Source organism: Massilia sp. P2_C2, assembly GCF_056404615.1.
The window spans coordinates 1-26,385 of record NZ_JBFUDR010000061.1 but is presented as its reverse complement, the minus strand read 5'-3'; the positions used below and the strand labels follow the sequence as shown (position 1 = coordinate 26,385).

The window sequence follows — 26,385 nt, the reverse complement described above, 5'->3', positions numbered from 1 at the left end:
CAGCAAAGGACTGCTGCTTGACACCGTGTTGGCATACACGAATGCCGACCGACCTCACTGCTTGGCATGGCGCGCATTTGTACGAGCGCGAATGTCGAAGACCTTCGGCTTTTATGCGTATGTATCCGCGTGATTCTCATCCCGTCGGTCGTTTCGAAGTACGTCCTACATCTTTGACGGATGACGCGGCTGCAACTGGTGGTCTGGGATATAAAAATCGAGGTGGTAATGACTACGATCGACTATGCTCTCCAGATCAATCAAGCCGTATTCGATTGCGTATCGGACAATTTCGGCTACCGATGCGGTTCCGGTCTTTTCCATTATATGCGTTTTGTGTGTGCTCACTGTTTTATTGCTGATTTCCAAACTATCAGCAATCTCCTGGTTAGTCTCTCCAGTGGCAATACGTCGCAAGATGTCGAACTCACGGTCTGTCAAGCGGAGCGATCCGTTTGTTAAAATGTTCAGCCTTGGATCGTTGACAATTATATCGGCTAGAGCTGCATCAGCATAAAGGCGACCAGAAGCAACGGTACGGATAGCGTGTGGGAGGTTTTCTGCTGGGCTGTTGCGCGTTAAGAGTCCTCGAGCATTACCGGCAAAATTGTGCATCATCCGCAAATCTGAGTGCTTATTAGCGATGAGAACTAGCGCCACAGTTGGTAATAGCCTCTTGATTTCTTGCAGCATTTGGTAAGTTAAATGGTACAGCGGAGTGGCAATAACAAGAACTTGCCTGTCTACAATCGATTTGTCCGAAAATATTTCGTCGGCACAATTATATTCTTCGGTAATTGTAAATTCGGGATGTGCACCAAGTACTCTCCGCATACCTTCTCTTAATATGGTTAGCCCACTCGCTAATGCAACATTTGTCATGATTTCCTCTTTTTGCTCGTATTGTTTGGTTGCATGCTGTTTCCTTAGATAAATGCATGTTTCAATAACGTTACGTTTCCAAGCGGTCTTCATTTTGGCAATAAAGTTCTTCCTGAGCTTTTTTGTGAAAACATGTTGCCCGTAGAAATTTACAAGTATTTACATTATAAGATCAGATCGGCTTTGTTGCACAAATCCGTCCCTGCAGCGGCCAAGCCGGGCCACGGGTAAGCTGACGGGATGAGTGCACCAGCCAAACCGAAATACCGAACGACCAACTGGAAGGAATACAACGAAGCGTTGAGAGCGCGCTGGCCGCTGCTGGTTTGGCTGGACAAGGACATGCGCTGGCACCGCGTCGCCAGCGGCAGGCGGGGCCGCCGCCCGAAGTACAGCGAGGCGGCGATTCAGTTCTGCCTGACAATCAAGAGCCTGTTCAATCTGCCACTGCGACAGGCGATGGGCATGACGCAAAGCCTGCTTGGGCTGGCTGGCCTGGACTGGCAGACTCCCGACTTCAGCACCGTCAGCCGGCGCCAAAAACATCTATCGGTGACGATTGGAGCGCACCCGACGACGACGGGATTGCATCCGCTGGTCGACAGCACGGGCATCAAGATGCTGGGTGAAGGCGAATGGAAGACAAAGAAGCACGGCGCCGATTACCGCCGCCAGTGGCGCAAGGTCCATCTCGGTATCGACGCGACCACGCTGGAAAGCCGGGCCATCGAAGTCATCGACAACGCGACCGGCGACGCGCCGATGCTGCCGTGCCTGCTCGACCAGATCGCCGATGACGAATCCATCACGAGCGTCAGCGGCGGCGGCGCGTATGACACGAAAGGCTGTCATGAGGCGATTGCACGGCGAGGCGCGGAAGCGATCATCCCGACGCGCAGGAACGCCAAGCCATGGAAGGACCGGCGGCCGGGTGCCGAAGCTCGCAATGCCATCCTGGACGCGACGCGCCGCCTCGGACGGAAGATATGGAAGAAATGGACCGGGTATCATCGACGCAGTCTCGTCGAAACCAAGATGCGTTGCTTCAAACTGCTCGGTGAACGTGTCATGGCGCGTGACTTCGACCGCCAGGACGCCGAGTTGCAGGTCCGTGCCGCCATCCTCAACCGCTTCACGCGGCTGGGCACGCCCAAGACAGTCGCAATGCCCTAAATCCATCCAGGGTTTGGGGCATTACGCGCTCAGCCGATTTATGCAACAAAGCCCGTGTTGATCGACACCTGCGCTAGAACTACGAGGAATGCGACTCGAGATTGAATGAGAATGTTCCTGCGCGTCTCGTGGCCAGCCCGCCCGGCACAGGCGCGGGCTGCCTACCTAATACATCCTCCTGCGTACCAGAATCGGTAAGCCGCTGGCATCGTGGTGCCCGACGATCTCGTGCGTCACGCCACGCGGCAGCTTGCCATCCTGATCCGCGACCGCGGCCTCGCCACGCTCCACGATGCCGCGGACATAGGCCTGCGACTCAACAGTGTCCGGCACGATGCTGTTGGCCGGAATTCGCTCTTGCGCGCTCATTGCGTCCGACGCCTCCATCAGTCGTGTTTCAGGCCACAATCGCACAAGACGCGCTTGAGCAACAAGGCGCCGTTGGCTTTCACCAGGCGGTGCGTCTTCAATCCGGACAATGGATCGATACGGTCTTCGTCGTTGGTCGCTCCGCTGAGATCGACTCGCCCTCGCTTGAATAATTGCTCCACGAAGCTGCGCGCCGCCACTTCGGAACTCGGGACCGCTGGTTGCGCGACGTCGTTGACGGCGGCGTTGGCCGCGAATTTGCGCGGCTGCGAAGCCGTTTCGACGATCAGAGCCTGGTCACCGAGGCCGAATTGCCTGCCGTCGAGGGCGAGATGCGTAGGCGCACGGGACATTGGCGCCGCCGCGCCCACCCTGGGCGCCAGGCTGTCCGCTGCATCGGCCAGAGTCCGGACCGAAGTCGCCGACGTCACGGACAAGACCCCGCGCCTGACGAAAGCCGCCTTCAACGGACGCGAGAATACGTGAGCGACCTGTCCCGCTGCCTGCACCATGCCGCCGGCTACCTGGCTGTAGAAATCGGAAGCGGCGGCGGCGCTGCGTACACCGGCGACGAGGATATCGCCCATCGCGCCACTCACCTGGAGCAATTGGTCTTCCGTCGGATGCGCCTGACCGCGGGCGACCGCCAACAGCATGCCGGCCATCGCATCCAGGAACGCGCCCGTAAACACACGCGAGAACGAATGCGGCTCCGCTGTCAAGACCGATGCGGGGCCGGACGATGGGAGAAACAGCGGCGGCGCGTACATGAAGCGGTTCGATGCATTGCGCAGGCAGTCCGGATCGACATCACTGGGAAAACTTTCGCGTATCGCCTCACCGAGCTGCTCCGCCAGCCGCGACAGCCGGGAATTCCGGTTGATGTGGCCGCTGGTTTCCGAAATGACGGCCGCACGCATCAGCGGCAACTGCAACGCCGACAGGATCGCGCTCATGTCCCCGAACGATTCATGGAAGGCGGCCACCTCCTGCGCAGCGACATCCCACAAATCGGGCCTGATGGCATCCAGGATGGCGTGGCCCATCTCGTGACACAGGACGTCGGGACTTTCGCCGGAAAAAACGGTGCCTCCCGTGGCATCACCATGGAAGAATTTGAGCGCGCTACGATCGTAAAACGCATTGAAGTCGACCCCGTCGTCAAGGAAAACGGGCAACCTCGGGCCGATCTCTTCAAACCACGTCAGATCAGGAACTCGCGCCTGCCAGAAATTGGCGCCGCGCCGCAAGGCTTCCGCGGCGTTCCAATAGCGGAAACTGGCGGTTCCCACCGAGTAAAACCCGAGAGGAACCGCGGCGTCCTCGATCTCGTACGACAGGTTGCCGTCGTCCAGTGCCGGGGCCGGACGCTGGACCGGGGTGCCATTCTTCGGGTCATCCATCCAGGCATTGACCCCGCCATCATGCAAGACCGCTTCGTTGACAGGCTCGGGCGCCCGCCGAGACAATGGAATTCCCTTAGGAACCCTTGGGTTGAGTTGTTGCGGCATTTCCATTTCCTCCTTCAAGACAGAATCGATCGATGATCGGTGTTATCAGGACAACGGGTACGCAACTAATCGGAATGGAAAAAAAGTGGGCGAAACATCCGTGACGAGGCACGGCACCCACCTGCGCTAGCGTAGGTGCGCGCGACTCGTGACTTTTGATGCGGCTCAAAAGTGCCGGACCTGAAGTGAAAGCTCAGTTCCCCAGCAAAGCATTCTTGAAGCCCTGAAGCGCAGGCTTGGACTGGAAGTTGCCATCGAACAGCAACGGCCAGTCAGGCGATCCGGGCTGGTTGATCCAGCTGTCGGCATCCCACACGCCCCAGACCGTGATGCCGGCCCGCTGGGCAGCCGGCACGGCGCGCAGGTAGGCCGCGATGATGTCGTGATAACGCTGCTGTTGCCGGAGCGCCGCGTCCGCCGTGAAACTGGTGTAGGCGCTCTTCATGCTCACGTCCATTTCGGAGATCTTCACCTTCAGGCCGCGATCCGCCACGGCCTTCAGCGAGGCTTCGATGGCGGTAATGCTCGGCCAGTCGATGGTCACGTGCATCTGGAAGCCGACGCCCGTGATCGGTACGCCGCGTGATCGCATGCCATCGACCAGGGACAGCAGGTTCGCCGTTTTTTGTCCGCCGGCTTCGATGTTGTAGTCGTTGTAGAACAGGTCGACCTGCGGATCGACGGCGCGGGCGTAGATGAAGGACTGGTCGATGAAGTCCTGGCCCATCCTCTGGCTGAAGATGGTGCTGCGCAGGATGTTGTTCACCGTCGGCTGGCCATCGTCGGCCAGCGCCTCGTTGACCACGTCCCAGCTCACCACGCGTCCCTGGAAATGCGAGACGATCGTCTGGACATGGTTCTTCAGCATGGCCGCAAAGTCGCCGGCGTAGTTCGTCATGAAAGCGGGCACCTGGTAATCGGCGTGCCAGATCAGCGTATGACCATGCACGTTGATGCCATTGGACTTCGCGAAGGACACGAAGTCATCGGCCTGGCTGAACGTGAACGTGTTTTCCTGAGGATGCAGATAGCCCATCTTCATGATGTTACCCGCCGTCATCTGGTTGAAATTGGGGAAGACGACGGCCTGCTGCTGTGCGCTGGTACTGCTGTTGATGATGCTGTTATTTTCGAAACCTGCGTTCACGGCCACGCCGATCGGGAAGCTCGCCAGGGACTTCAACCCCGCTTCGCTATCGCTGGTTTGCGCAGCAAAGTTCGCGGTCAGCGATTTATTGCCGTCCATGGTGATCGTCAGCGGATTCGTGCCGGCGTTGACGGTGCCGCTCCAGCCGGAGAAGGAAGAGCCCTGAGCCGGCGTCGCCGTGACCGTAACCGGACTGCCCGCCTGGTAGGTGTAATTGCCCGGCGCCAGGCTGGTCGTGCCGCTGCCCGTGCCACCGACGCTGACCGTCAGCGTATAGTTGACGACAGCGTTATGGTCGGTGCCGTTGACCTGCAACTGCGCCCCGCTCTGCCTCGCCACGTACCGGATGTAATAATTTCCATTGATGCGGGCAGGCATCTGGTTCGACGCCACGTTGGCATACGATACACCGTTGATCGTGAACGTATTCGCCAGCCTGGAAGACACGCTGTCGACGGTGCCGGAGGTGAACAGGCAGACGTTCGCGGGACCATTCAACACGGTCGGCAACGTCATCGGCTGGGGATTGTTGCAGGTCGCTCCTGCAGTGCCGCCGGTTGTCTTCGGCGCGGCGTATGCCGCATCCGCACCGCCGCAGGCGATGATCAGGCTTAATAGTCCGCCGACAAGATACTGCAACCACATCCTGGCGCTTCGAGCATGCTTTATCATGTTCATTTTCCGTTAACAAATGGAAAGCATGCTACCGGCCGGCGTCATTACGCACGTTATGAATTCCCGCAATGTGCGTTTCAAAATTTAACAAACCAGCTGCCCACGGCTTATCGTAACGCGTCACAGATAAGTGCTCCAAACGCCCGGCGGCACCGGCAACGATGCCGTCGACGTGGGCCTCGCGTTGCACGGGCATTGTCCGCCCGGCACGGCATCGCCCTGCGCCCGGCGCCGCGAGCGCGCGACGGGGCGGCGCCTGTCAGAACCCGCCGCCTCCACCGCCGTTGTATCCGCCGCTCCCACCGCCGTTACCGAGCCCACCGCCGCCGTTACCGTAGCCACCGCCACCATCGCCACGGCCGCCCGGACCGCCACGGAACATGCCGCGCCCGCCGTTGCGGATACGGTCATCGCCCGTCACGCCGCCCCACTGGTAACGCAGTCCGATCTGCACGATGCGTGGCTGGTTGACCGTCAGGCTGTGCAGGCGCAGCACCTCGTTCTCGACATCGCTTTCCACATTCCCGGTGTGAAAGACGTTGTTCACATTGAGGTTCAACGACAGGCGCGGGGTGATGCGATGCATCCAGGTGAAATTCGTCATCGTGACGGCACCGTTGACGCCCTGCCCGTTCAACGTCGTACCGTTGCGATTGACGCTCAGCTGCAGTGCTTCCATGCCGATCTGGTACGCAAGCCGCAGCTTGACGTTTTCGCGGTGGTTCGTCTGTTCCACACCCGTCATGTCATTGGTGAAGTTGGAGATGCGTTGACGCCTTTCGTGCGCGATCGTACCGCCCAGGTTGGCCGACAGGCCTGGCAGGAACAGCTGGCGCACGTTGAAATTCAAGTCGATGCCGACGGAATCGTTGGCGCCGAAGTTGATGGGTGACGTGACGATCACGTTCGGATCGCTGGCGAGCGCATAGCTGCGGTTGCCGATCACGGGCGATTCGCGCCGCTTGAACAGCGTAAAGCTGCTGTCGACGCCGAAGATGCGGTCGCGGTAGGCCAGTTCGATGAGGTCATTGTTCACCGGCTGCAGGTGCGGATTGCCCTGGCGCGCATTGAAATCGTTCGGGTAGACGAGGTTCGGGTTGAGGTCGCGCTCGTTCGGGCGCGCGATGCGGCGCGACGCGCGCAGCTGCAGCATGCCGTCGGTGCCTATGTCGCGGGTCGCGTAGAAGCTCGGCAGCCAGTTCATGTAGGTGTACTTGTCTTCCTCGTTCAGCAGTGGCTGGCGCACGTCGAGCTGCGTGTATTCGCCGCGCAGGCCGCCCTGGATGCTGAGGTTCGTAAACAGCTTGGTGGAGAGGATGCCGTAGATGGCCGCGTTGCGGTCGTTCGATTCGAAGTCGCTGATGCGGCTCGCGACCGGCACGTAGTCGCCCGTCACCGGGTCCTGGCCCAGGTAGTTCGTCGGGTTGTTGTTCTTGCTGTCCGCGACTTTGGCGCCGGCCTTCAGGTGCCACGTGTCCCACACGTTGCGCTCGTAGTCGACGGAAATGTCGAGGATGCGGTTGCGCCGGTCCGTCGACCGCACGCTGTTGGCGATGAATGGCGTGGGACGCAGCCGGTAATCGTAGAAGACGCTGGAATCGGAACTGTTGTTCTGGCCCGTGTAGCGCAAGTCGAACTTCAGGTCCTCGCCCGGTTCGCCGCTCTTGTGGTCGTACGACGCGCCGATGCCGAAGTTCTCCGCCGGCGACAGGCTTTGCGAACGGCTCGTGTAGTCGGCCAGCGGGTTCATGTCGGCGTCGTAGCGCTGCGTGCTACCGACATTGTCGCTTTCGCTGCGGATCTTCGAATAGCTGACGGAGGCGCCCGCCTGGTCCCGTTCGCCGACGTTGTACGTGAATGTCGACGACAGGTTCAGCGACTTCGACCTGACCTGGCCGTTGCCGGCCGTATTCTGTGCATCCGTCACGGCGCCCGTGGCCGGGTCGAGATCCTGGCGCTGCGACTCGCGGTAGCTGTTGCGCACCGTCTCGCGCACACCGACGTTGCCGCTGATCGAATACGGACCTTGCGCGCGTTCGCCATTCACGAAGGCATTGGCGCGGCCCTCCGTGCCCTTGTTGGCGCTCAGGCTCGCGCGCGAGCCGGGCTTGCGGTTGCGCTTGAGGACAAGGTTGATGATCGGACCGCTGCCGCCCTCGTTACCGAACTCCGCGCCCGGCACGTTGATCACCTCGATCGACTCGATCGCCTCGGCCGGAAACGCGTTCAGCGCGTCGCCGCAGTTCTGACCCTGGAACTGGGCGTCGCGCTTGCCGTTCACCATGATCTGCACGTTCTGGTTGCCGCGCAGCGCCACGTTACCATCCTGGTCGACGGTGACCGACGGGACGTTGTTCAGGATATCGGAAGCGGATGCATTGCTGACGCTGATGTCGTTCTTGACGTCGTATACGTCGCGATCGATCTTGTTGGTCGGACGCGTCGCCACGACCTCCACAGTCGCGAGGCCATCGTCGGTGTCATTGCCTGGCGCCGGCTTTACGCTCGTCGTGCCTTTGGTGGCGGCAGCACCGGCGGCGGCCTGCGGCGTGGCCGGCGGTGCGGTCTGGGCATACAGTTGCGGTGCGGCGAAACAGCCGAGGAACAGGGCGGGCAGGACTTTCAGCGCCAGGACGTCACGGGTGGCGCGGCGGACAGCGTGCGGTGTGAGAATCATCGATCGGGTCGGGTTGGGTTGCCAGTGCATGAACTTGACGCGGCGGCAGACACCCGGACGACACCGGCTCCAAACACTCAGCGCCTTGAGCGCGTGTCAAGACTGGTTCGAAGCCGGGTCCGGGGCCGGCGGAATCCGCTCCTTTCGGTATTCCGGCGGCGACCCGATAAAGTTCCAACGATGTGCGCACGCGCGGCGTGACGCGTCACGCAAATCGCGCGTGCGTACCGATGCTAGCGCTTCGAGGGGGGCTGCATCGGGTTGGTGGGCGTTTGCATCTGCTGCATCATTTGCTGCTGCATCTGCTGTTGCATGGCCTGGCGCGCATACTCCAGCCCGGCCTGCGCCTCGACCTCTTTCATCACGCTGACCAGGTCGAGAGTCCACTCGTTGGCGCCACCCGCCAGCAGACCGTCGCCCAATCCCTTGCGCATCTCCGCCTGGATGGCGGCCAGCGTGAGACCGGTGTCGAGGCGGCGCTGGAACTCCACGGCCCACGCCGCCATGTCCGGATCGCGGGCATCGTTCGCCAGCATGCGCAGCACGTGTTCCGCCTTCGGTGCGTCGACGAGGTAACACCAGGCCAGCACGGCGGCGCGCGCCAGCGGCCCCGAATCGCGTGTCGTGCGCCAGGCGGCGATCACGCCTTCGAGCGCCGCGCGGTTCGGCGCGCCGTCCGCCTGCAGCGTCAGGTCCAGCTCGGCCAGCGCGATGGTGCCCAGGCCGGGCTCGCGCTCGCGTGCCCGCGCGAGGCTGGTGCGGGCAGCATCCAGGTAGGGGCTGCGCGCGCCAGCGTCCGCCCGCGCGGCCAGTTTCAGGTTGGCGCGGGCCAGCAGGACCAGCACGTCGGCGCTGGCATCGGCCCGGCGCGCCGCCTTCTGCAGCCACGGCAGAGCCGCGGCGGGGTCGCCCCAGTCGACGCGGGCGCGGCTCAGTGCCAGCTGGCCGGCGTCRACGTTCGGCACCTTGGCCGCGTCCTTGGTCAGCGTGCGCAGCAGCGTCTCGCCTTGCGCGCGGACCGGGCACGCCTTGAGCACCGTATCGGCCAGCACGAATTCTCCCGACGTCGCCGACATCGTCTTGAACGTGATCTCGGGGCGGACCTTGAACGGCATGTCGACGCGCAGGACCTTGGCTGCCTGCAGCCGGTAGCGCCACAGTTCGGTCGACGCCTTGTCCACGTCCAGCCCGAACGCGTCGCGCAGGGCCACGGCCGGGTCGGTGCCGTTGTGGACCGCGTTCAGGAACGTGCCGAGGCGCTGGCGCCGCTCGCCGGCGCCGAGGATGTAGTGCGCCAGGATCCACGCCCGCGCCTGATATTCGACCCGGGCCGACTGTGCCCGCGTGTCGCCCAGATTCTTGTAGGGATCCGGACCCAGCATGTCGCTGTAGTCGATGTTGTAAGGATGGCCTTCGTCCCGGAAGGCGAAGTAGCGGCCGACGCCGGGCGGCGTGCGGCCGATCACCATCTGGTTCGTGCCAAACATCACGCCCGCGAAATAGCTCGAAAAGCCCTCGACCCAGGCGGACGGCACGCGCACGTCCGTATGGCGGTACAGGAAATGGCGGGCGTATGCCTGCGACGCGTAGGACAGGCCTTCGTGCAGCGGCGCGGTGGCGAGCCGGTCGTCCGTGACTGCGGCAATCGGCGACGTATGCACGAGGAAGCCCTGGGTGCCGCCCCCGCAGTCGCGGAACAGCCCGATGCTGCCGGAGGGGCGGTCAGGCGTCACGCGGTCCAGTTCGCGGTTGTCGTCCAGGTAGATCAGGCTCAGCTTGGGTTCCGGCCCCGCAACCGCGGGGCTATAGTCCGCCGTATAGGTGCGCAGCAGTGCGTCGAGCCGCTCGACGTGTTCGACGAGGCGCGCGACATCAGCGCGCGCCGCGTTCGAGACGACGACGACGTGGGCGCTTTCGGCCCTTACCCATGGTGACGTGGCGCGCTGGCCCGTGACGACGATGCTTTGCGGCTCGGCTTCTTGCGCGGCGCAGACGCCGCTCGCAAGCGCGCAGACCACGGCGACGGCGACCGCCGTCCCTTTTATTCTCGAAATCACGTTCCCAAACTCCCCAAACAGTTTTGAATTAAAGATACAAACTTACTATCTTGCATTGTTTCAAAGCCTCAATAAAGTTCCCGCCGCGCAGGCCACATGGGACGCCACTGTCCGCCTAACCATCGAACCCGCGATTCCGGACTCCGTGGCTAGTATTGACGAGAATGAAACTCCGCCATTCTAGCCGTGTCTCCGGAAGTTACCTATAGGATATTTTCGGCAGTCGGCTTGGTAGCGCCCGTCACGACGATGCTTTGCGGCTCGGCTTCCTGCGCGGCGCAGACGCCGGCTACCCATGCACAGCCTGCGAGAACGGCCGGAACCGTCCGTTTAATCGTTAAACCCACCATTCCCGTCTCCAATATTAGTATTAATGAACGTTAACGTAGCCAGTCTAGCAATATTGTGAAAAGTTTCCTATAGGGCAATCCTGATTTTTCTTGGCTGTGTTCGCGTTGATTCGGTAAACGAGCACCAACCCGCTAACCGAGCTGGACTGCAACGCGCAGCCAGTCGGCCGGGGTCGTCAGGCGGCGCGCGTCCAGCAACCTCTGCCATCCCGAATAGTTGATCAGGTAGCGGCTTGCGACACCGCGAAAGCGCACGAGCCAGCTTTTAAAACGGCTGTGCCAGGCGTTCACGTTCTGGATATGGATCGCGCCGCGCGCCCGTTCGCCCGCCTTCCCGTTGACCGCCTCATGCGTGATGCCGGCCTCCTTTGCGAAACGGCGATACGATCCAGCTGCATCGCTGATCAGCAAGACATCGGCCCGCAGTAGCGGTCCGAGGCATACGTGCAGCTGTTCGGCCGTCACCGGCCCGCGTCCGGTATGGAAGTCGAGCGTCTGACCGCTGCGATCGCGTGCAACGAGCAGGCAATCGTGTTCCTTGTTGATGCCGCGCCGCTTCGCCACGCCGCCGCGCTTTCTCGGCTTGCGGTTCAGGTGGCGCGATCCCTTCTGCGATTCCAGACGAAACGTCTCGTCCGCCTCGACGATGGCCGTCAACCTGGCCGGCCGGTCGCGCATGGCACCGGGAACGAACCGGTGGCGCCACCGGAAACTGGTCGTGCGATACACSCCGACGACRCGCGCCGCGTCACGCACCGTGCGCGATTCGAGCACGCAYTGCAGATAGGGSAGCCAGCAYKCYTTCTTGCGCAGGCGCGCAAGCGGCGTGCCCGTGAGGGCGTTGTACGTGCGCCGGCAGCCAAGGCAGCGAAATCGCTGTAGWCCGCTGGCCTGGCCGCAGCGGTGCGCCCTCGGGTGACCGCAATGYGGACACGGCCGCCCCCGCGCAGCCTGCTCGATCAGGGCGATGCACTCGGCCGGATGCGCGATGCTGGCGATCCATTCCCGTAGCCGGGCCAGGTCGTTGGCCGACAAAGCGACCGCGGCCAACATGGCGAACAGGTCGTCGAACGTCAGGCTGCGCATTGTCACTCCKGAAGAGTTAACTCGACAATGCGTATGACTTCGGCAACAAATTAAAGTTCACATAACAAACGCGAACACAGCGTTTGTTTATGATGCGTTTTTCCCGTGTCGAAACTGGAAGGATGTACCTGCGAACCCGGCATGTAAATGCAATCCGAATAGAGGAATCCCCCGGCAATCGTGCCGTGTTGTCCAAAAAATAAATGGTATTAGTCGGCCGTTTAACAGAGTTGCCCAAAATGTAAATACATAGAGGCGGGCGCAACTCTCCATGATAAAAGGACAATCGATGACGACCCAGGACTACGCAACCCGCATCAGCCAGCTCATCCAGGAACACGAAGCCGACATCGGCGCGGAATGGGCGGCGCAGCTGGAAGCGCTGACGGTGCGGTCGAACGTCGTCTCGAAAGAACTCCTGCGCCGCCATTGCCAGCAATTCCTGGCCGCGTTCGTGCAGGCCACGCGCGCCGGGGAGCTGCAGAACATCGAGCACCGCTCGTGGGACGACGTGCGCGACATCCTGAGCGAGATTTCGTCCTCCCGCGCCAAGGGCGGTTCCACGCCGGGCGAGACGGCGACCTTCGTATTCTCGCTGAAGCAGCCGCTGTTCTCCCGCCTGAGCCAGGGCTTCGCGGGCGACCCGGCCGCGCTGGCCGCCGCGTCGTGGACGGTCAACACCCTGCTCGACAAGATGGGCCTGTACACCATCGAGGTGTTCCAGCGCGCCCGCGACCAGATCATCGTGCGCCAGCAGCAGGAGTTGCTGGAGCTGTCGACGCCCGTCGTCAAGCTGTGGGACGGCATCCTCGCGCTGCCGCTGATCGGCACGCTCGATTCCGCCCGCACCCAGGTCGTGATGGAAAACATCCTGCAGAAGATCGTCGACACCGGCGCCGCGATCGCCATCATCGACATCACCGGCGTGCCGACCGTCGACACGCTCGTTGCCCAGCACCTCATGAAGACCATCGCGGCCGCGCGCCTGATGGGCGCCGACTGCATCATCAGCGGCATCCGTCCGCAGATCGCGCAGACCATCGTCCACCTGGGCGTGAATCTGGAAGACGTCGTCACCAAGGCCACGCTGGCGGACGCGTTCCTCGTCGCGCTCGAGCGCACGGGCACGTCGGTCATCAAGCGCAACGCGAAGGCATAAGGACGGCACATGGAACGCATTCCGATCCTCGCATGGGCGACCTGCTGCCGGTTACGATCCAGGTCGACATGCACGACCGCCTGGCGATGACCCTGCAGGACGACCTGACCGAACGCATCGTACGCGACCGCGCCAAGGGCGTCCTGATCGACATCTCGGCGCTCGACCTGGTCGATTCGTTCATCGGCCGCATGATCAGCAACACGGCGGCGATGGCGCGCGTGCTCGACGCGCAGACCGTGGTGGTCGGCATGCAGCCGGCCGTCGCGATCACGCTGGTCGAACTGGGGCTCACGCTGCACGGCGTGACGACGGCACTCAACGTCGAGAAGGGCATGGCCCTGTTGGGAAAGACTGATTTTTGATGAGCGCAGCTCTCAACAACGCGGTGGTCTTCGAGTCCGAACTGCTCGAGCGTCATCGCCCGGATCGTATCGAGCGCACCGCGTTGCCGCTGCGTTCGGACGAGGACGTCGTCGCGCTGCGCAAGCACGTGCGCGAGCGCGCCGTGGCGATCGCGCTGTCGCTGGTCGACCAGACCAAGCTCGTGACGGCGGCCAGCGAACTGGCGCGCAACACGCTCAAGTACGGCGGCGGCGGCACGGTCTATCTCGATGCGCTGGGCGACGGTTTCCGCAAGGGCGTGGGCCTGATCTTCGTCGACAACGGCCCCGGCATCCCCGACCTCGAGCTGGCGCTGCGCGACGGTTACACGACGGGCGGCGGCCTGGGGCTCGGCCTCGGCGGCTCGAAGCGGCTCGCCGATGAATTCGACATCGATTCCCGGCCGGGAGAGGGCACTGCCGTGTCGGTCGTCAAATGGAAACGCTGATCAGTTCGCTGTCCCCGCAGCTCACCTTCGCCATCGCCCATGCCAGTGACGTCGCCGCCGCGCGCCGCGCCGGGCAGAAGCTGGCGGATGCGCTCGGCTTCGACGACGTCAAGGCCGGGCGTCTCGCGATCGTCGTCACCGAGGCCGCCACCAACATCCTCAAGCACGCGGGCGAAGGCACGTTGACGATCATGCGCACCCAGTCCAGCGTCTTGACGCCGGGCGTGGACGTGATCGCGGTCGACAACGGCCCCGGCATCGTCGACCTCGAATTCGCGCTGCGCGACGGCGTCTCCACGGCCGGCACGTCCGGCACGGGCCTGGGTGCGCTGCGCCGCCAGGCCGACGAGTTCGACGCCTGGACCCGACACGGCCACGGCAGCGCCTTCTTCATGCGCATCTGGCGGGATACGGCCTTGCCCGAGCCGTGCGGCGTGGAAGTCGGGGCGCTGTGCACGCCGCTCGCGGGCGAGGATGAATGCGGCGACGGCTGGGCCGTCACGTGCGACCTGGACGGCGCGACCTTGCTCGGTGTCGACGGCCTCGGCCACGGCCCGGAAGCCGCCAAGGCCGCCGCGGGCGCGATCCACGCGCTGGAAAAACGTCCGGCCGCCCTGCCTTCCGAGGTGGTGCACACGGCGCACGAGCAGCTGCGCATCACGCGCGGCGCCGCGCTGTCGGTGGCGCGGATCGACTATGGCAGCGGCGAGGTGCGCTTCGCCGGCATCGGCAACGTGGGCGGCATGGTGGTCGACGGCACCGCGCGGCGCGCGCTCGTTTCGCACAACGGCATCGTCGGCCACAACATGCGCAAGGTGCAGGAGTTCTCCGCGCCGTTCCCGCCGGGCGCGCTGTGCGTGCTGTACTCGGACGGCATCCAGACCCAGTGGGACCTTAACGCCTATCCCGGCCTGCACGCGCATGCGCCCGCGCTCGTGGCGGCCGTGCTGATGCGCGACTTCATCCGTCGCCGCGACGACGCGATGGTCCTGGTCGCGCGCCGGAGATTCTCATCATGAACGTACAGCGTATCCTCGCCATCGGCCTCGCAAACGAGCAGGACGTCGTGCTCGTGCGCCAGCGCGCGCGCCAGGTCTCGAACCTGCTCGGGTTTTCGCAGCAGGACCAGGTGCGCATCGCCACCGCCGTGTCGGAAGTGGCGCGCGGCGCGGCGCAGTCCGGCTCCAGCGGACGCGCCACGTTCCTGATCGGCGACGCCCAGCGGCGCCAGTACCTGGAAATGACGATCGGCACCGACGCCCGGGCCGCGCTGCCCGACGACGCCGTCGTCACGGCGCATCGCCTGATGGACGAGTGCGAAGTGGCGCCCGCCGCGCTCACCATGCGCAAGCTGCTGCCGCCCCAGTCCTGGGTCGACAACGCGCGCCTGTCGGAGATCGCCGCGCAGCTGGCCAAGGACAGTCCTGTCGCCAACACGTACCGCGAACTGGAGTTGCAGAACCGCGAACTGGTCGCCACGCTGGCCGAGCTGCGCGAGCGCCAGGAAGACCTGCTGTCGCTCACGCGCGAGCTGGAAGACACGAACCGCGGCATCGTCGCGCTGTACGCGGAGATCGAGGACAAGGCCGAGCGCCTGCGCCGCGTCGACGAGATGAAATCGCGTTTCCTGTCCAACACGAGCCACGAGCTGCGCACGCCGCTGTCGTCGATCCGCGCGCTGGCCAAGCTGCTGCTGGACCGCATGGACGGCGACCTCACGCCCGAGCAGGAGCGCCAGGTGCGCTATATCGAGGCCGCCGCGGCCGACCTGTCGGAGCTCGTCAACGACCTGCTGGACCTGGCCAAGATCGAGGCGGGCCGGGTCGAGGTGCAGCGGGCGCCCGTCGTCGTCGACAACCTGTTCCGTGCGCTCAAGGCGATGCTGCGGCCGCTCGTCGACGCGGCGCGCGTGGACCTGATCGTCGAACCGTGCGACTATGCGGAGGCGTTCGAATCGGACGAGGGCAAGATCGCGCAGGTGCTGCGCAACTTCATCTCGAACGCGCTGAAGTTCACGGAGCAGGGCGCGGTGCGCGTGTCGGCCTTCCACGATCCCGCGGCCGACACCATCACGTTCGCCGTGGCCGACACCGGGATCGGCATCAGCCCGGACAACCTGCAACTCATCTTCGAAGAATTCAGCCAGATCGAACATCCGCTGCAGCGGCGCAGCAAGGGCACGGGCCTCGGCCTGCCCCTGTGCCGCAAGCTCGCGGACCTGCTCTGCGGCCGCGTGGACGTGGTCAGCCGGCCCGGCGCCGGCTCCACGTTCAGCCTCGTGCTGCCGCGCGTCTTTCCTGAGGAACGCACATGACTCCCCCGACCCTGATCCTCAACGTCGACGACAACGACGGCGCCCGTTACGCCAAGACCCGGATCCTGCAGAGCGCCGGCTTCGACGTCGTCGAGGCGAGCAACGGCACCGATGCGCTGGCCGTGGTCAAGCGCGGCGGCGTCGCCCTCGTGCTGCTCGACGTGAAGCTCCCGGACATCAACGGCATCGAGGTGTGCCGCCGCATCAAGGCCGACCCGGACAGTGCGATGGTGCTGGTGCTGCAGACGTCCGCCGCGCTGACGGGGCGTGCCGACAAGATCCGCGGCCTGGAAGGCGGCGCCGACAACTATCTCGCCGCGCCGATCGAAGCCGACGAGCTGGTCGCCAACGTCAACGCGCTGCTGCGTATGCGGCGGACCCAGAGCGCGCTGCGCGACAGCGAGGAACGCTTCCGCCAGCTGACCGACAACATCGAGGATGTGTTCTGGATGTTCTCCGTGCCGGCGCGCGCGCTCGAATACGTGAGCCCGGCCTATGCGACGATCTGGGGCCGCCCCGTCGATGTGCTCGAACGCGAGCCGGGCAGCTGGATGGCCGCCGTGCATCCGGACGACCGCGTCTACGTGGCGTCGTTGTGGGATGCGTTGCCGGTCGCGCCGCACTACGACGCCGAGTTCCGCGTGACGATGCCGGACGGTTCGCTGCGCTGGGTGCGCGACCGCCTGTTCCCCGTGCGCGACAGCCGCGACGAGGTCTACCGCGTGGCGCGCGTGACGAGCGACATCACGCGCCGCAAGGAGATGGAGGCGCTGCTGCGCGCGGCCGACGCCAACAAGAACGAATTCCTCGCGACGCTCGCGCACGAGCTGCGCAATCCGCTGTCGCCGATCCGCAATGCGGCCGCGCTGCTGGGTGCGTCCGGCAACGGTGCCTTCGAGCGCCAGGCGCGCGCGCGCGAGGTCATCACGCGCCAGGTCGACCATCTCGCGCACCTCGTCGACGACCTGCTCGACGTGGCCCGCATCTCCGAGGGCAAGATCGCGCTGCGCCAGGAAGAGGTCGACCTGAAGGGCGTGATCGCCCAGGCCGTCGAGACGGCCGGTCCGCTGATCGCGGCGCGCGAGCACAGGCTGGAAGTGGTCCAGCCCGAGCGCCGCATCTGGCTGATGGGCGACTCCGTGCGGCTGGCGCAATCGATGGGCAACCTGCTGCACAATGCGGCCAAGTTCACGCCCAAGGGCGGGCGCATCAAGGTCGAAGTCACGCTCGACGGCGCCGTCGTGCGCATCGCCGTGCAGGACAACGGCATCGGCATCGCCGAGGACAACCTGTCGCGCATCTTCGGCATCTTCGGCATGTTCGCGCAGGCCGCCGTGCCGCCGGACCGCGCGCCGGAAGGCCTCGGCATCGGCCTGTCGCTCGTCTCGCGCCTGCTCGAGATGCACGGCGGCCGGCTGTCCGCGACGAGTCCCGGCATCGGCCTCGGTTCCACCTTCACCGTCGAGCTGCCGGTGCTGCGCACGGAGGACGCCGGGCAGGGCACGGCGGCGGCCGACGCCGCGGGGGGGCCGCCGGCGTCGACGCCGAGCGGCCGCAAGGTGCTGCTCGTCGACGACAACGTGGACGCGATGGAGATGATGGCCTTCCTGCTGGCCGAGATGGGCTACGAGGCGCACACGACGGCCGACGCGGGCAACCTCGTGCAGCTGGCGCTGGAACAGCGGCCGGACGTGATCGTGCTCGACATCGGCCTGCCGGGCGTGGACGGCTACGAGCTGGCGCGCATGCTCAAGCGGCATCCGCAGCTGTCGGCGATCCGCCTCGTGGCGCACACGGGATATGGGTCGCCGGAGGACCGGCGCAAGGCGCAGGAGGCGGGGTTCGATGCGCACCTCGTCAAGCCGGCCGAGTTGGAGGACCTCGAAAAAGCCCTCCAGGGCTGATCATATGCTGCCGGGCGCGTGGGCACGGGGTGCCCACCCTACGGATGCGTTGCGGGTAGGGTGGGCTCCCCGAGCCCACGCGTTCAACGCACGTTCGCATTCCCCATAACGTGCGGCAGCGCACAAACACCGGTCCTGCATCGGCCTAATCTGGCGCCACCATCGCAACGAATGGAGGCCATCATGCCCAAGGGAGCCAGCCGGAAACGCGAGCGCGAGTTCAAGAAGCTCGAGACGGAATTCAAGGACGAGCACCGCTACCCCGGCCGCGAGGAGGAGGTCGCCGCACGGATCGTGAACAAGCAGCGCGCCGAACACGGCGAGACGAAGCAGTCGTCGAGCGGCGGCTCGAAGCAGTCGGCGAAAAAATAACGCCAGCCAGGAAATGAAGAGCCTCCCGGGCCCGCCCCCGGGAGGCTTGCGCACGCGCGGCTTATTTGTCGCTTATTTGTCGGTCACCGTGAAGTCGCCGAACGCCTTCAGCTGGTCACCGACGGCCKTCGCGTCGCCGACGACGACGATGGACTGGTTCTCCGGCGCGAAATACTTCTGCGCGACGTCGCGCACCTGTTCCGGCGTGACCTTCTCGATCAGCGGCACGTATTCGCCCAGGAACTCGGCCGGCAGGCCCACGAGCCAGTTGGAAGCCAGGGTGCCGGCGACGGCGCGCTGCATCTGGTTGCTCAGCAAATAGCCCCCCGCCACGTAGCGCTTGTGCATCCGCATCTCGTCCGCCGGGACGAGGTCGGCGCCGATGCGCTTGTACTCGTTGAAGTACTCGGTCAGCGCGGCGCCCGTCACTTCGTTGCGCACGTCCGCGCCGCCGACGATGCCGCCGCCTTCGCGCAGCAGGCGCGCGCCGGCCGAGGCGCCGTAGGTATAACCCTTTTCCTCGCGCAGTTTGATGTTCACGCGGCTGGAAAAGCCGCCGCCCAGGATCGTGCTGGCCAGGCGCAGCGGGATCTGGTCGGCCGCCGTCGCCGCGATGCCCGGACTGCCGAGGCGCAGCGTCGACTGCACGCTGCCGCCGCGTTCCAGCACCAGGCRCACGGGTTTCGCGCTGGCCGGGGCCTTGCGCACCTCGGCCGGGGCCGGGCCGCCCGCTTTCCAGTCGCCGAAGGCTTGCTGCGCGAGCTTCAGGGCATCGGCTTCCTTGATGCGGCCCGTGATCACGAGCAGCGCGCGCTCCGGACGGAAGCGCTTCGCGTGCTCGGCGCGCAGCAATGCCTCGGTGGTCGATTCGATCGATGCCGCGGTCGGCGTCATGTGGCCGTACGGGTGATCGCCGTAGATGGCGCGGTTGATCGCGCGCTCGGCGCGGAAGCGCGGCTGGGTCTCGGACACGCGCAGGCTTTGCAGCGCGTTCGCCTTGGCCAGCGCCACCTCGTTCGCGGGGAACGATGGCGTGCGCGCGACCTCGGCCAGCAGCTGCATCATCGGGCCGGCCTGCGACGCGAGGGCGCTGGCCTGCACCGTGATGCCGTCCGCGCTGGCGCCGGCGGCGACGGAGCCGCCCATGCCCTGCGCGGCCTCGGCGATCGCGCGCGAATCGCGCTTCGCCGTGCCTTCGTTCAGCAGGCCCGCCATCAGGTTGGCGAAGGCCGGGTGGTCCGCATCGTCGGCCGCGAGGCCCGCGTCGCGCACGGCCAGCACCATGTCCACGCGCGGGATGCCGGTGCGCGGCACGACCCACACCTGCAGGCCGTTCGCCAGCGTTTTCTTGCCGATGTGCGGCACGGGCAGCGGCTTGTCCTTCGCATAGGCCGGCATTCCGGTGGCCGGGTTCTTGTCGGCGGCCGCGGGTTCGTCCGCGGCCCGGGCCGGGTGCGCGAACAGCGCGGCGACGGCCATCGTCAGCATCAGTTTGTTCATCGATGCGCTCCTCATTTCTTGTCGGCGGCGGCCGGGGCCGGGGCGGGGGCGGCGGCCTTCGCGGCCGGCTTGCGGTCGATCACGGTGCGGTTCGCCTTCGTCAGGTAGGTGGCGGCCACGCGCTGGATATCGGCCGAGGTCACGCCCTCGATCCAGCCGGGTACCTTGTTGACGACGTGGGCGTCGCCCCACAGCGTCTGCAGCTTGGCCAGCGTGTCGGCGCGGTTCAGGATGTTTTCCAGGTCGTTGTTCCAGTCGGCCAGCATGCGGGTCTTCACGCGCTTCAGGGTGGCGGCGTCGACGCCGTTTTTCACGACACCCGCGATCTGCTCGTCCATCGCGGCCAGCATCGCGTCGGCGCTGCTGGTCGGCTTGTACAGGCCGAACACGGTGAACAACGTGGGGCCGCCGTATTCGAACGGACCGGTGAGGCCGAAGCCGCCCTGGACGTTGAGGGCGATCTCGCGGCCCTTGACGAGGTTCAGATAGAACAGCGACGCGTCGCCGCCGGCCAGCAGTTCCGACAGCACGGCCATCGGCGCCTGGTCGCGGCTGCCCGGCGGCGGCACTTTCCAGCCGACCGCCACGGCCGGCACCTGGGCCAGTGCGTCGCTCTGCTCGATGCGTTTTTCCTGGGTGTTCAGGCCTTCCTCGAAGTCGGAACCTTTCGGGGTCGCACGGGCGGGGATGGCGCCGAAGTATTTCTGCGCGAGGGCGAAGCCCTGCGCGGGCGTGACGTCGCCGGCGATCGCCAGCACGGCGTTGTTCGGGCCGTAGTAGTCGCGGTGGAAACCGCGCACGTCGTCCAGGCTGGCGCCCTCGAGGTCTTCGAAGCTGCCGTAGCCGTCGTGATTGTTCTCCCACTTCTGGAACGCGAGCTGGCTGATGTCGAGCCAGTAGAAGCCACCGTACGGCTGGTTCTTGACGTTCACGCGGATCTCTTCCTTGACCACGTCCTGCTGGTTCTTCAGCGTGGCCGGGTTGAAGTCGAGCGTCTTCATGCGGTCCGCCTCGAGCCACAGGATCGGTTCGAGCGACGATACCGGCGCCGTCTCGATATAGTTGGTGAAGTCGGGGCGCGTGGACCCGTTGTTGCGACCGCCGCCGCCCGTGATGGCGCGGTCGAACACGCCCTTCGGTGCGTTCGGCGTGCCCTGGAACATCAGGTGCTCGAACAGGTGGGCGAAGCCCGTCCGGTTGCGCGGCTCGAGGCGCATGCCGACGTGGTACACGACGGAGACGCCGACGGTCGGCGTGCTGTGGTCTTCGGAGACGACAACCGTCAGGCCGTTGTCGAGCTTCTTGACGTTGACCGGCAGGGTCCACTGGTCGCTGGTCGCGGCGTGTGCCACGACCGGGAACGAGAACGAGAGTGACATGCCGGCCAGCAGGGCTGGCAAAAAGCGCAGGCGCATTGATCACCTTTATGGTTATGGGTTGAGGGCATCAATTTATCTTAACGCAACACACGCAAAAGTCATGAATTGTTGATGCATATCTTTATGACAAATCGTGACAAACAGAGACATTTGGACGGGGTCTGCCGCGAGATAATGAACGGCTTCCCCTATGCATGCCAGTCACGTCCGGATGTCGCTCAGGTGGCCCTTTTTGCAGTTCGTCGCAATCCGCTGGGTGGGCGAGGCCGCTCCGTTTATTCTGTGTTCAATGACCAATACTCTTTAAAAGAACAGGACACGGAGAAACGGATGAACAAGATTTTCTCGCTCGCTCCGGCTGGCGCCGCCCTGTGTGTCGTGCTCGGGGTCGCCCATGCCGCGGCCGACGTGACGACGGAGTCGCGCCCCATCGACGCCCGCGTCGTGCGGGTGAAGGTGGACGGCGCCATCGACCTGCGGATCCGCCAGGGCGGCACGCCCGCGCTGACCCTGACGGGCGAGCCGCGCTACCTGGCGCGGACGATGACGTCGCAGAGCGGCGACACGCTGAACATCGATACCGACGTGCAGGGGCATGTGCGCACCGGTTCGCTGCATGCGGAACTCGTGCTGCCGGCGCTGCGCGAAGTCACGTCCGAGAGCCTGGGGACGACGGAAGTGTCCGGCTTTTCCGGCGACGAGCTGGACGTCACGCTGGATGGCGCCGGCTCGATGAAGATCGCCGGCAGCTACCGTCTCGTACGGGCCAGCCTGGGTGGCATCGGCAGCATGCAGATGCAGGGCCTGAACGGGGAGGGAATCGACCTGAACCTGCACGGTGCCGGGTTCATCTCGCTGAGCGGGCGCGCCAAGTGGCTCAAGGCCGACCTCGGCGGCCTGGGCAACCTGGATGCCCAGCAGTGCAACGCGGACTCGGTCGACATCGACCTGTCCGGCCTCGGCAATGCGCGCGTGACGGCGCGCCAGAACGCCAACCTGAATTTGTCCGGCATGGGTTCCGTGACGGTGTACGGCAAGCCGCAGAACCGCAAGGTCGCGGTCGACGGCCTGGGCAAGGTGAGCTGGAAGTAAGCGTCAAAATAAATAGAGGTATTGCCTCACGATCCGAACGAGACAATGAGAAAACTGACCGTTGCCATCCTGTTCGCGCTGGGCCTGCACGGTAGCGCCATGGCGGGCCTCACGGAGGGCGCCAATGCCTACAATGCCCGTAACTATGCGCTGGCGCTGAAGGAGATCACGCCGCTTGCCAAGGCCGGCAACGCGGACGCGGAGCATTTGCTGGGCCTGATGTACTACATGGGCCGCGGCGTGCCGCGCGATTACCGGCAGGCGTTTTCCTGGCACTACAAGGCCGCCGTGCAGGGCAAGGCCGACGCGCAGTACGTGATCGGCGCGATGTACTACACGGGCAATTCCGTGCCGCAGGACCATCAGCTGGCCGTGCAATGGTTCCGCAAGGCCGCCGAGCAGGGCCATCCGGAGGCCCAGCACGCGCTGGGCCTCATGTACCGCTACCACGTGGCGGGCATGCCGCAGGACCTCGTGATCGCCTACATGCTGTGGAACCTGGCCGCCGCCAACGGCCACCGCAACGCCATCGAGCAGCGCGCATCGCTCGCCAGGCAGATGACCCAGGAGCAGGTCGACGAGGCACAAGCCCTGTCGCGCAACTGGAAACCGGGCATGCCGTTGCCGACCGTTTCCCATACGGGCGGCGGGGGTTCTTGAACGCTAAGTTGCCACATGATGTACGGATGTCACCGACAGCCTGATGGGGTGTTGTCCTACACGCGCATGGCAAATCCTTGGTGTCCCGGTCGTCTCTACAAGACTAGGATGAAAATCTCTCAGCCGGTGGTACAGGCTGGTGTCTCACCTAATCATCATTATTGGAGGCAATCATGGCAAACCAGGGCAACAATCAAGGCGGCGGCAACAGCAACCGCGGTTTCGCATCGATGGACCCGCAGAAGCAGCGCGAAATCGCCTCGGAAGGCGGCAAGGCCGCTCACGCTTCGGGCAATGCCCATGAGTTCACGTCGGAGGAAGCACGCAAGGCCGGTTCGATGAGCCACAAGAACGACGGTAACCAGCAGAGCGGCGGCCAGCAGGGCAGCCAGCAGAGCGGCGGCCAGCAGAGCGGCCAAAGCACCCGCGGCGGCACCCCGGAGCAGCATGCCAAGGCCGGCTCGCAGAGCCACAAGAACGACAACAAGAAGTGATGTGATGCGCCGATTCTGAACGCCGCGGCGGTCTGGCGTGCACCGGCACCACTGGTGGGATCGCATACCGCTCCGGCAGTTCCGTATCGCACACACTACGTTACCGACACCGCCAGCCTCCGGGCTGGCGGTGTCGTTTCGTGCGTGCGCCGCGCGTGCGAGGCAGGGCGGCAGAGGGTAGTCGCCCACGTTTCTTACAAATCGACGTTTTTGCAGTAAATTTACTACATTCGTGATACAAACGAGCATTTTCTTGCTCGTTGTTAGCGTTATCTGCTATTTTCTGGCCCGTTTATGGTTGGGTGATCCGTTGCGCTCGCGTACAATTGCTCTTTATTTAACCAAGGTATGCCATGCGTGCAATCGAAATCACCCAGCCCGGCGGGCCCGGGGTGCTCCAGCCCTGCGAGCGCCCCGTGCCGGGGTTGAAGACGGGCGAAGTCCTCATCCGCGTGCTCGCGGCCGGRGTCAACCGGCCGGACGTGTTCCAGCGGCTGGGCCAATATCCCGTGCCGCCCGGTGCGTCCGACCTGCCGGGGCTCGAAGTGGCCGGCGAGATCGTCGACGGCGACCTGTCCGGCAGCGATTTCAAAAAGGGCGACCTCGTCTGCGCCCTCGTGCAGGGCGGCGGCTACGCCGAATACTGCGCGGCTCCGCTGGCGCAATGCCTGCCGGTGCCCATGGGTCTGTCTCCGCTCGAGGCGGCGGCGCTGCCCGAGACGTATTTCACCGTGTGGAGCAATGTGTTCCAGCGCGCCGCGCTGGCCGAGGGCGAGAGCCTGCTCGTGCAGGGCGGCAGCTCCGGCATCGGCACCACRGCGATCCAGCTCGCGACTGCGCTCGGCCACCGCGTCTTCGCCACGGCCGGCAGCGCGGACAAATGCCGCGCCTGCGAAGACCTGGGCGCGGTGCGTGCGATTAATTACAAGACCGAGGACTTCGCGGCCGTCGTCAAGGAACTGACGGGCGGGAAGGGCGTGGACGTCGTGCTCGACATGGTCGGCGGCGACTACGTGGCGCGCGAGATGGCCTGCCTGGCCGACGATGGCCGCATCGTCATCATCGCGCTGCTGGGCGGCGCGAAGGCGAACGTCGACCTGGGCCAGGTGTTGCGCCGCCGCCTGACGATCACGGGGTCCACGCTGCGTCCGCGCCCGGTGGCGTTCAAGGCTGGAATCGCGCGCGAACTGCGCGAGCGCGTATGGCCGCTGCTGGAAACGGGCCGCATCAAGCCCGTCATCTACAAGACTTTCCCGCTCGAGGAAGCTGCCAACGCCCACACCCTGATGGAAAGCAGCACGCACGTCGGCAAGATCATGCTGAATGTGGCTGCCAACTGAAAAAACTGCAGAAAACTATAATGAATAAACAAGAGATCGCCCATGCCAAGCCCGGTTTGACCGGTGTTTCAACGCCCGTTACAATAACGGGTTATTTGACCGTGAGGTTGTGATGCGCGCCAAACTCATCGTAGGCAACTGGAAGATGAATGGCAGCCGCACGGCAAACGTTACGCTGCTCGAAGGCATCGTTGCAGGACTCGACAATGCGCCCGCCGCATGTGCGGTCTGTGTGCCGGCGCCTTACCTGCAGCAGTGCGAGGAAGTGCTGGCCGGTACGCCGGTCGCCTGGGGCGCGCAGGATGTCTCGATCCATGCGTTCGGCGCCTACACCGGCGAGGTGTGCGCGCAGATGCTGGCCGAGTTTGCGTGCCGCTATGTGATCGTCGGCCACTCCGAGCGCCGCGCCTACCATCGCGAAGACAGCGCGCTGGTGGCGAAGAAGGCGCTGGCAGTGCTGGCCGAGGGCATGACCCCGATCGTGTGCGTCGGCGAAACGCTGGAGCAGCGCGAGGCAGGCGAGACGGCGCAGGTGGTCGGCGCCCAGCTCGACGCCGTGCTGGAAGCGATCGACGCGGCGGCGGTGCCAAAGATCGTCGTGGCCTATGAGCCCGTATGGGCCATCGGCACCGGCAGGAATGCGACGCCCGAGATGGCGCAGGAAGTGCATGCGCAGGTGCGCGCGCAGCTGAGGGCGCGTAATGCGTTGGCGGCGGATGTCGTACCGATCCTGTACGGCGGCAGCATGAAGCCGGAGAATGCAAAGGATCTGCTGGCCCAGCCGGATATCGATGGCGGGCTGATCGGGGGCGCGGCCTTGAGGGCGGAAGATTTTCTTGCCATCATTCACGCAGCCTGAATAACGCCGGGTTGGGTTCCCGGTCCGGCGCCCCGGGTCCAGGCGATGAATCACCCCCGGTGCTGCCGGGATTCGTTATTAGCAACGTAGTTTCAACCTTGGAATGGAATAAACAATGAACGTGTTGTTCAATCTGATCGTCGTCGTACAGGTCGTCTCCGCGCTGGCCATCATCGGTCTCGTGCTCGTCCAGCACGGCAAGGGTGCCGACATGGGTGCCGCCTTCGGTTCCGGCGCATCCGGCAGCCTGTTCGGCGCCAGCGGCTCGTCGAACTTCCTGTCGAAATCGACGGCCGTCGCCGCGGCGATCTTCTTCGCGTCGACGCTGGGCCTGGCGTACTTCGGCACCAGCCGCCCGCATGCGAGCGTTGGCGGCGGTGTGATGGAGCACGTGACCGTTCCGGCCAACAAGGCGCCGGCCGGCGCCGGCGATGCCGTCCCGACGACCGCGCCGGCTCCCGCGCCGGCCGCACCGGCACCGGCTGCCGCGCAGGACGTGCCGGCAGCGCCGACCGCCGGCGTGCCGGCCGCACCGGCTGCCGCGCCCGCCAAG

The 26,385-nt window shown here is 64.7% G+C and carries 22 protein-coding genes and 1 pseudogene; 14 read left to right on the top strand and 9 right to left on the bottom strand.

Going from position 1 to position 26,385, the window contains the following annotated elements:
* Positions 1-165: 165 nt before the first annotated feature.
* Entirely contained in the window at positions 166-975 is an 810-nt protein-coding gene (locus tag AC1DYX_RS10050) for a response regulator transcription factor (RefSeq protein ID WP_477258673.1), read from the bottom strand.
* Positions 976-1,122: 147 nt separating this feature from the next.
* Here AC1DYX_RS10050 and AC1DYX_RS10045 point away from each other — a divergent pair, with 147 nt between their 5' ends.
* On the top strand, positions 1,123-2,055 hold the full coding sequence (locus AC1DYX_RS10045) for an IS5 family transposase (RefSeq protein WP_477258672.1): 933 nt from the start codon (positions 1,123-1,125) through the stop codon (positions 2,053-2,055).
* A gap of 165 nt (positions 2,056-2,220) precedes the next feature.
* Here AC1DYX_RS10045 and AC1DYX_RS10040 read toward each other — a convergent pair whose 3' ends face one another.
* The 6 genes from AC1DYX_RS10040 to AC1DYX_RS10015 form a co-directional block, all read right to left on the bottom strand.
* A complete protein-coding gene (locus tag AC1DYX_RS10040) occupies positions 2,221-2,424 on the bottom strand; it encodes a hypothetical protein (RefSeq protein WP_477258671.1) in 204 nt (67 codons plus the stop codon).
* Between the two features lie 17 nt (positions 2,425-2,441).
* A complete protein-coding gene (locus AC1DYX_RS10035) occupies positions 2,442-3,935 on the bottom strand; it encodes a gluzincin family metallopeptidase (RefSeq protein WP_477258670.1) in 1,494 nt (497 codons plus the stop codon).
* A 193-nt stretch (positions 3,936-4,128) separates the two neighbouring features.
* Positions 4,129-5,721, bottom strand: a complete 1,593-nt coding sequence (locus AC1DYX_RS10030; RefSeq protein WP_477258669.1) for an endo-1,4-beta-xylanase — start codon at positions 5,719-5,721, stop codon at positions 4,129-4,131.
* 295 nt (positions 5,722-6,016) lie between these two features.
* Positions 6,017-8,434, bottom strand: a complete 2,418-nt coding sequence (locus AC1DYX_RS10025; RefSeq protein WP_477258668.1) for an outer membrane beta-barrel protein — start codon at positions 8,432-8,434, stop codon at positions 6,017-6,019.
* Positions 8,435-8,667: 233 nt separating this feature from the next.
* Positions 8,668-10,491 carry a hypothetical protein gene (locus tag AC1DYX_RS10020; RefSeq protein WP_477258667.1) on the bottom strand — a complete coding sequence of 608 codons (1,824 nt, stop codon included), beginning with the start codon at positions 10,489-10,491 and terminating at the stop codon, positions 8,668-8,670.
* A 482-nt stretch (positions 10,492-10,973) separates the two neighbouring features.
* Positions 10,974-11,927: an IS1595 family transposase gene (locus tag AC1DYX_RS10015; RefSeq protein ID WP_477258666.1), complete on the bottom strand. Its 954-nt coding sequence runs from the start codon at positions 11,925-11,927 to the stop codon at positions 10,974-10,976.
* Between the two features lie 289 nt (positions 11,928-12,216).
* On the opposite strand from AC1DYX_RS10015, the gene AC1DYX_RS10010 reads away from it, so the two are divergent.
* From AC1DYX_RS10010 to AC1DYX_RS09980, 7 genes and pseudogenes are all read left to right on the top strand, one after another.
* Positions 12,217-13,086, top strand: a complete 870-nt coding sequence (locus tag AC1DYX_RS10010) for an STAS domain-containing protein (protein WP_477258665.1) — start codon at positions 12,217-12,219, stop codon at positions 13,084-13,086.
* A 9-nt stretch (positions 13,087-13,095) separates the two neighbouring features.
* Positions 13,096-13,451, top strand: a pseudogene (locus tag AC1DYX_RS10005) (STAS domain-containing protein).
* The gene (locus tag AC1DYX_RS10000) at positions 13,451-13,918 is read left to right on the top strand and encodes an anti-sigma regulatory factor (protein ID WP_477258664.1); all 468 of its coding nucleotides are present in this window, start codon (positions 13,451-13,453) and stop codon (positions 13,916-13,918) included. Before AC1DYX_RS10005 ends, AC1DYX_RS10000 begins: the two are co-directional and overlap by 1 nt.
* A complete protein-coding gene (locus AC1DYX_RS09995; protein ID WP_477258663.1) occupies positions 13,906-14,937 on the top strand; it encodes a SpoIIE family protein phosphatase in 1,032 nt (343 codons plus the stop codon). The genes AC1DYX_RS10000 and AC1DYX_RS09995 overlap by 13 nt, the downstream gene beginning before the upstream one ends.
* Complete coding sequence (locus AC1DYX_RS09990) at positions 14,934-16,232, top strand: ATP-binding protein (protein WP_477258662.1); 1,299 nt, start codon at positions 14,934-14,936, stop codon at positions 16,230-16,232. The genes AC1DYX_RS09995 and AC1DYX_RS09990 overlap by 4 nt, the downstream gene beginning before the upstream one ends.
* The gene (locus AC1DYX_RS09985) at positions 16,229-18,136 is read left to right on the top strand and encodes a hybrid sensor histidine kinase/response regulator (protein WP_477258661.1); all 1,908 of its coding nucleotides are present in this window, start codon (positions 16,229-16,231) and stop codon (positions 18,134-18,136) included. Before AC1DYX_RS09990 ends, AC1DYX_RS09985 begins: the two co-directional genes overlap by 4 nt.
* Before the next feature lie 183 nt (positions 18,137-18,319).
* Positions 18,320-18,508 carry a hypothetical protein gene (locus AC1DYX_RS09980; protein WP_477258660.1) on the top strand — a complete coding sequence of 63 codons (189 nt, stop codon included), beginning with the start codon at positions 18,320-18,322 and terminating at the stop codon, positions 18,506-18,508.
* A 72-nt stretch (positions 18,509-18,580) separates the two neighbouring features.
* On the opposite strand, the gene AC1DYX_RS09975 is transcribed toward AC1DYX_RS09980, so the two are convergent.
* Positions 18,581-20,008: a M16 family metallopeptidase gene (locus AC1DYX_RS09975; protein ID WP_477258659.1), complete on the bottom strand. Its 1,428-nt coding sequence runs from the start codon at positions 20,006-20,008 to the stop codon at positions 18,581-18,583.
* An 11-nt stretch (positions 20,009-20,019) separates the two neighbouring features.
* Positions 20,020-21,423 (bottom strand): M16 family metallopeptidase, encoded by a 1,404-nt coding sequence (locus AC1DYX_RS09970; protein WP_477258658.1) that lies wholly within the window; start codon positions 21,421-21,423, stop codon positions 20,020-20,022.
* Positions 21,424-21,717: 294 nt separating this feature from the next.
* Between AC1DYX_RS09970 and AC1DYX_RS09965 the strand changes: the two genes are divergently transcribed.
* The 6 genes from AC1DYX_RS09965 to secG all read left to right on the top strand — a co-directional run.
* The gene (locus tag AC1DYX_RS09965) at positions 21,718-22,479 is read left to right on the top strand and encodes a GIN domain-containing protein (RefSeq protein WP_477258657.1); all 762 of its coding nucleotides are present in this window, start codon (positions 21,718-21,720) and stop codon (positions 22,477-22,479) included.
* A 45-nt stretch (positions 22,480-22,524) separates the two neighbouring features.
* On the top strand, positions 22,525-23,139 hold the full coding sequence (locus AC1DYX_RS09960) for a tetratricopeptide repeat protein (RefSeq protein ID WP_477258656.1): 615 nt from the start codon (positions 22,525-22,527) through the stop codon (positions 23,137-23,139).
* A gap of 173 nt (positions 23,140-23,312) precedes the next feature.
* A complete protein-coding gene (locus AC1DYX_RS09955) occupies positions 23,313-23,633 on the top strand; it encodes a KGG domain-containing protein (protein ID WP_477258655.1) in 321 nt (106 codons plus the stop codon).
* 353 nt (positions 23,634-23,986) lie between these two features.
* Positions 23,987-24,973: an NAD(P)H-quinone oxidoreductase gene (locus AC1DYX_RS09950; protein ID WP_477258654.1), complete on the top strand. Its 987-nt coding sequence runs from the start codon at positions 23,987-23,989 to the stop codon at positions 24,971-24,973.
* 112 nt (positions 24,974-25,085) lie between these two features.
* Positions 25,086-25,832, top strand: a complete 747-nt coding sequence (gene tpiA, locus AC1DYX_RS09945; RefSeq protein ID WP_477258653.1) for a triose-phosphate isomerase — start codon at positions 25,086-25,088, stop codon at positions 25,830-25,832.
* A gap of 115 nt (positions 25,833-25,947) precedes the next feature.
* Positions 25,948-26,385, top strand: a 438-nt coding sequence (gene secG, locus AC1DYX_RS09940; protein ID WP_477258652.1) for a preprotein translocase subunit SecG, incomplete at its 3' end; no start/stop codon positions are given.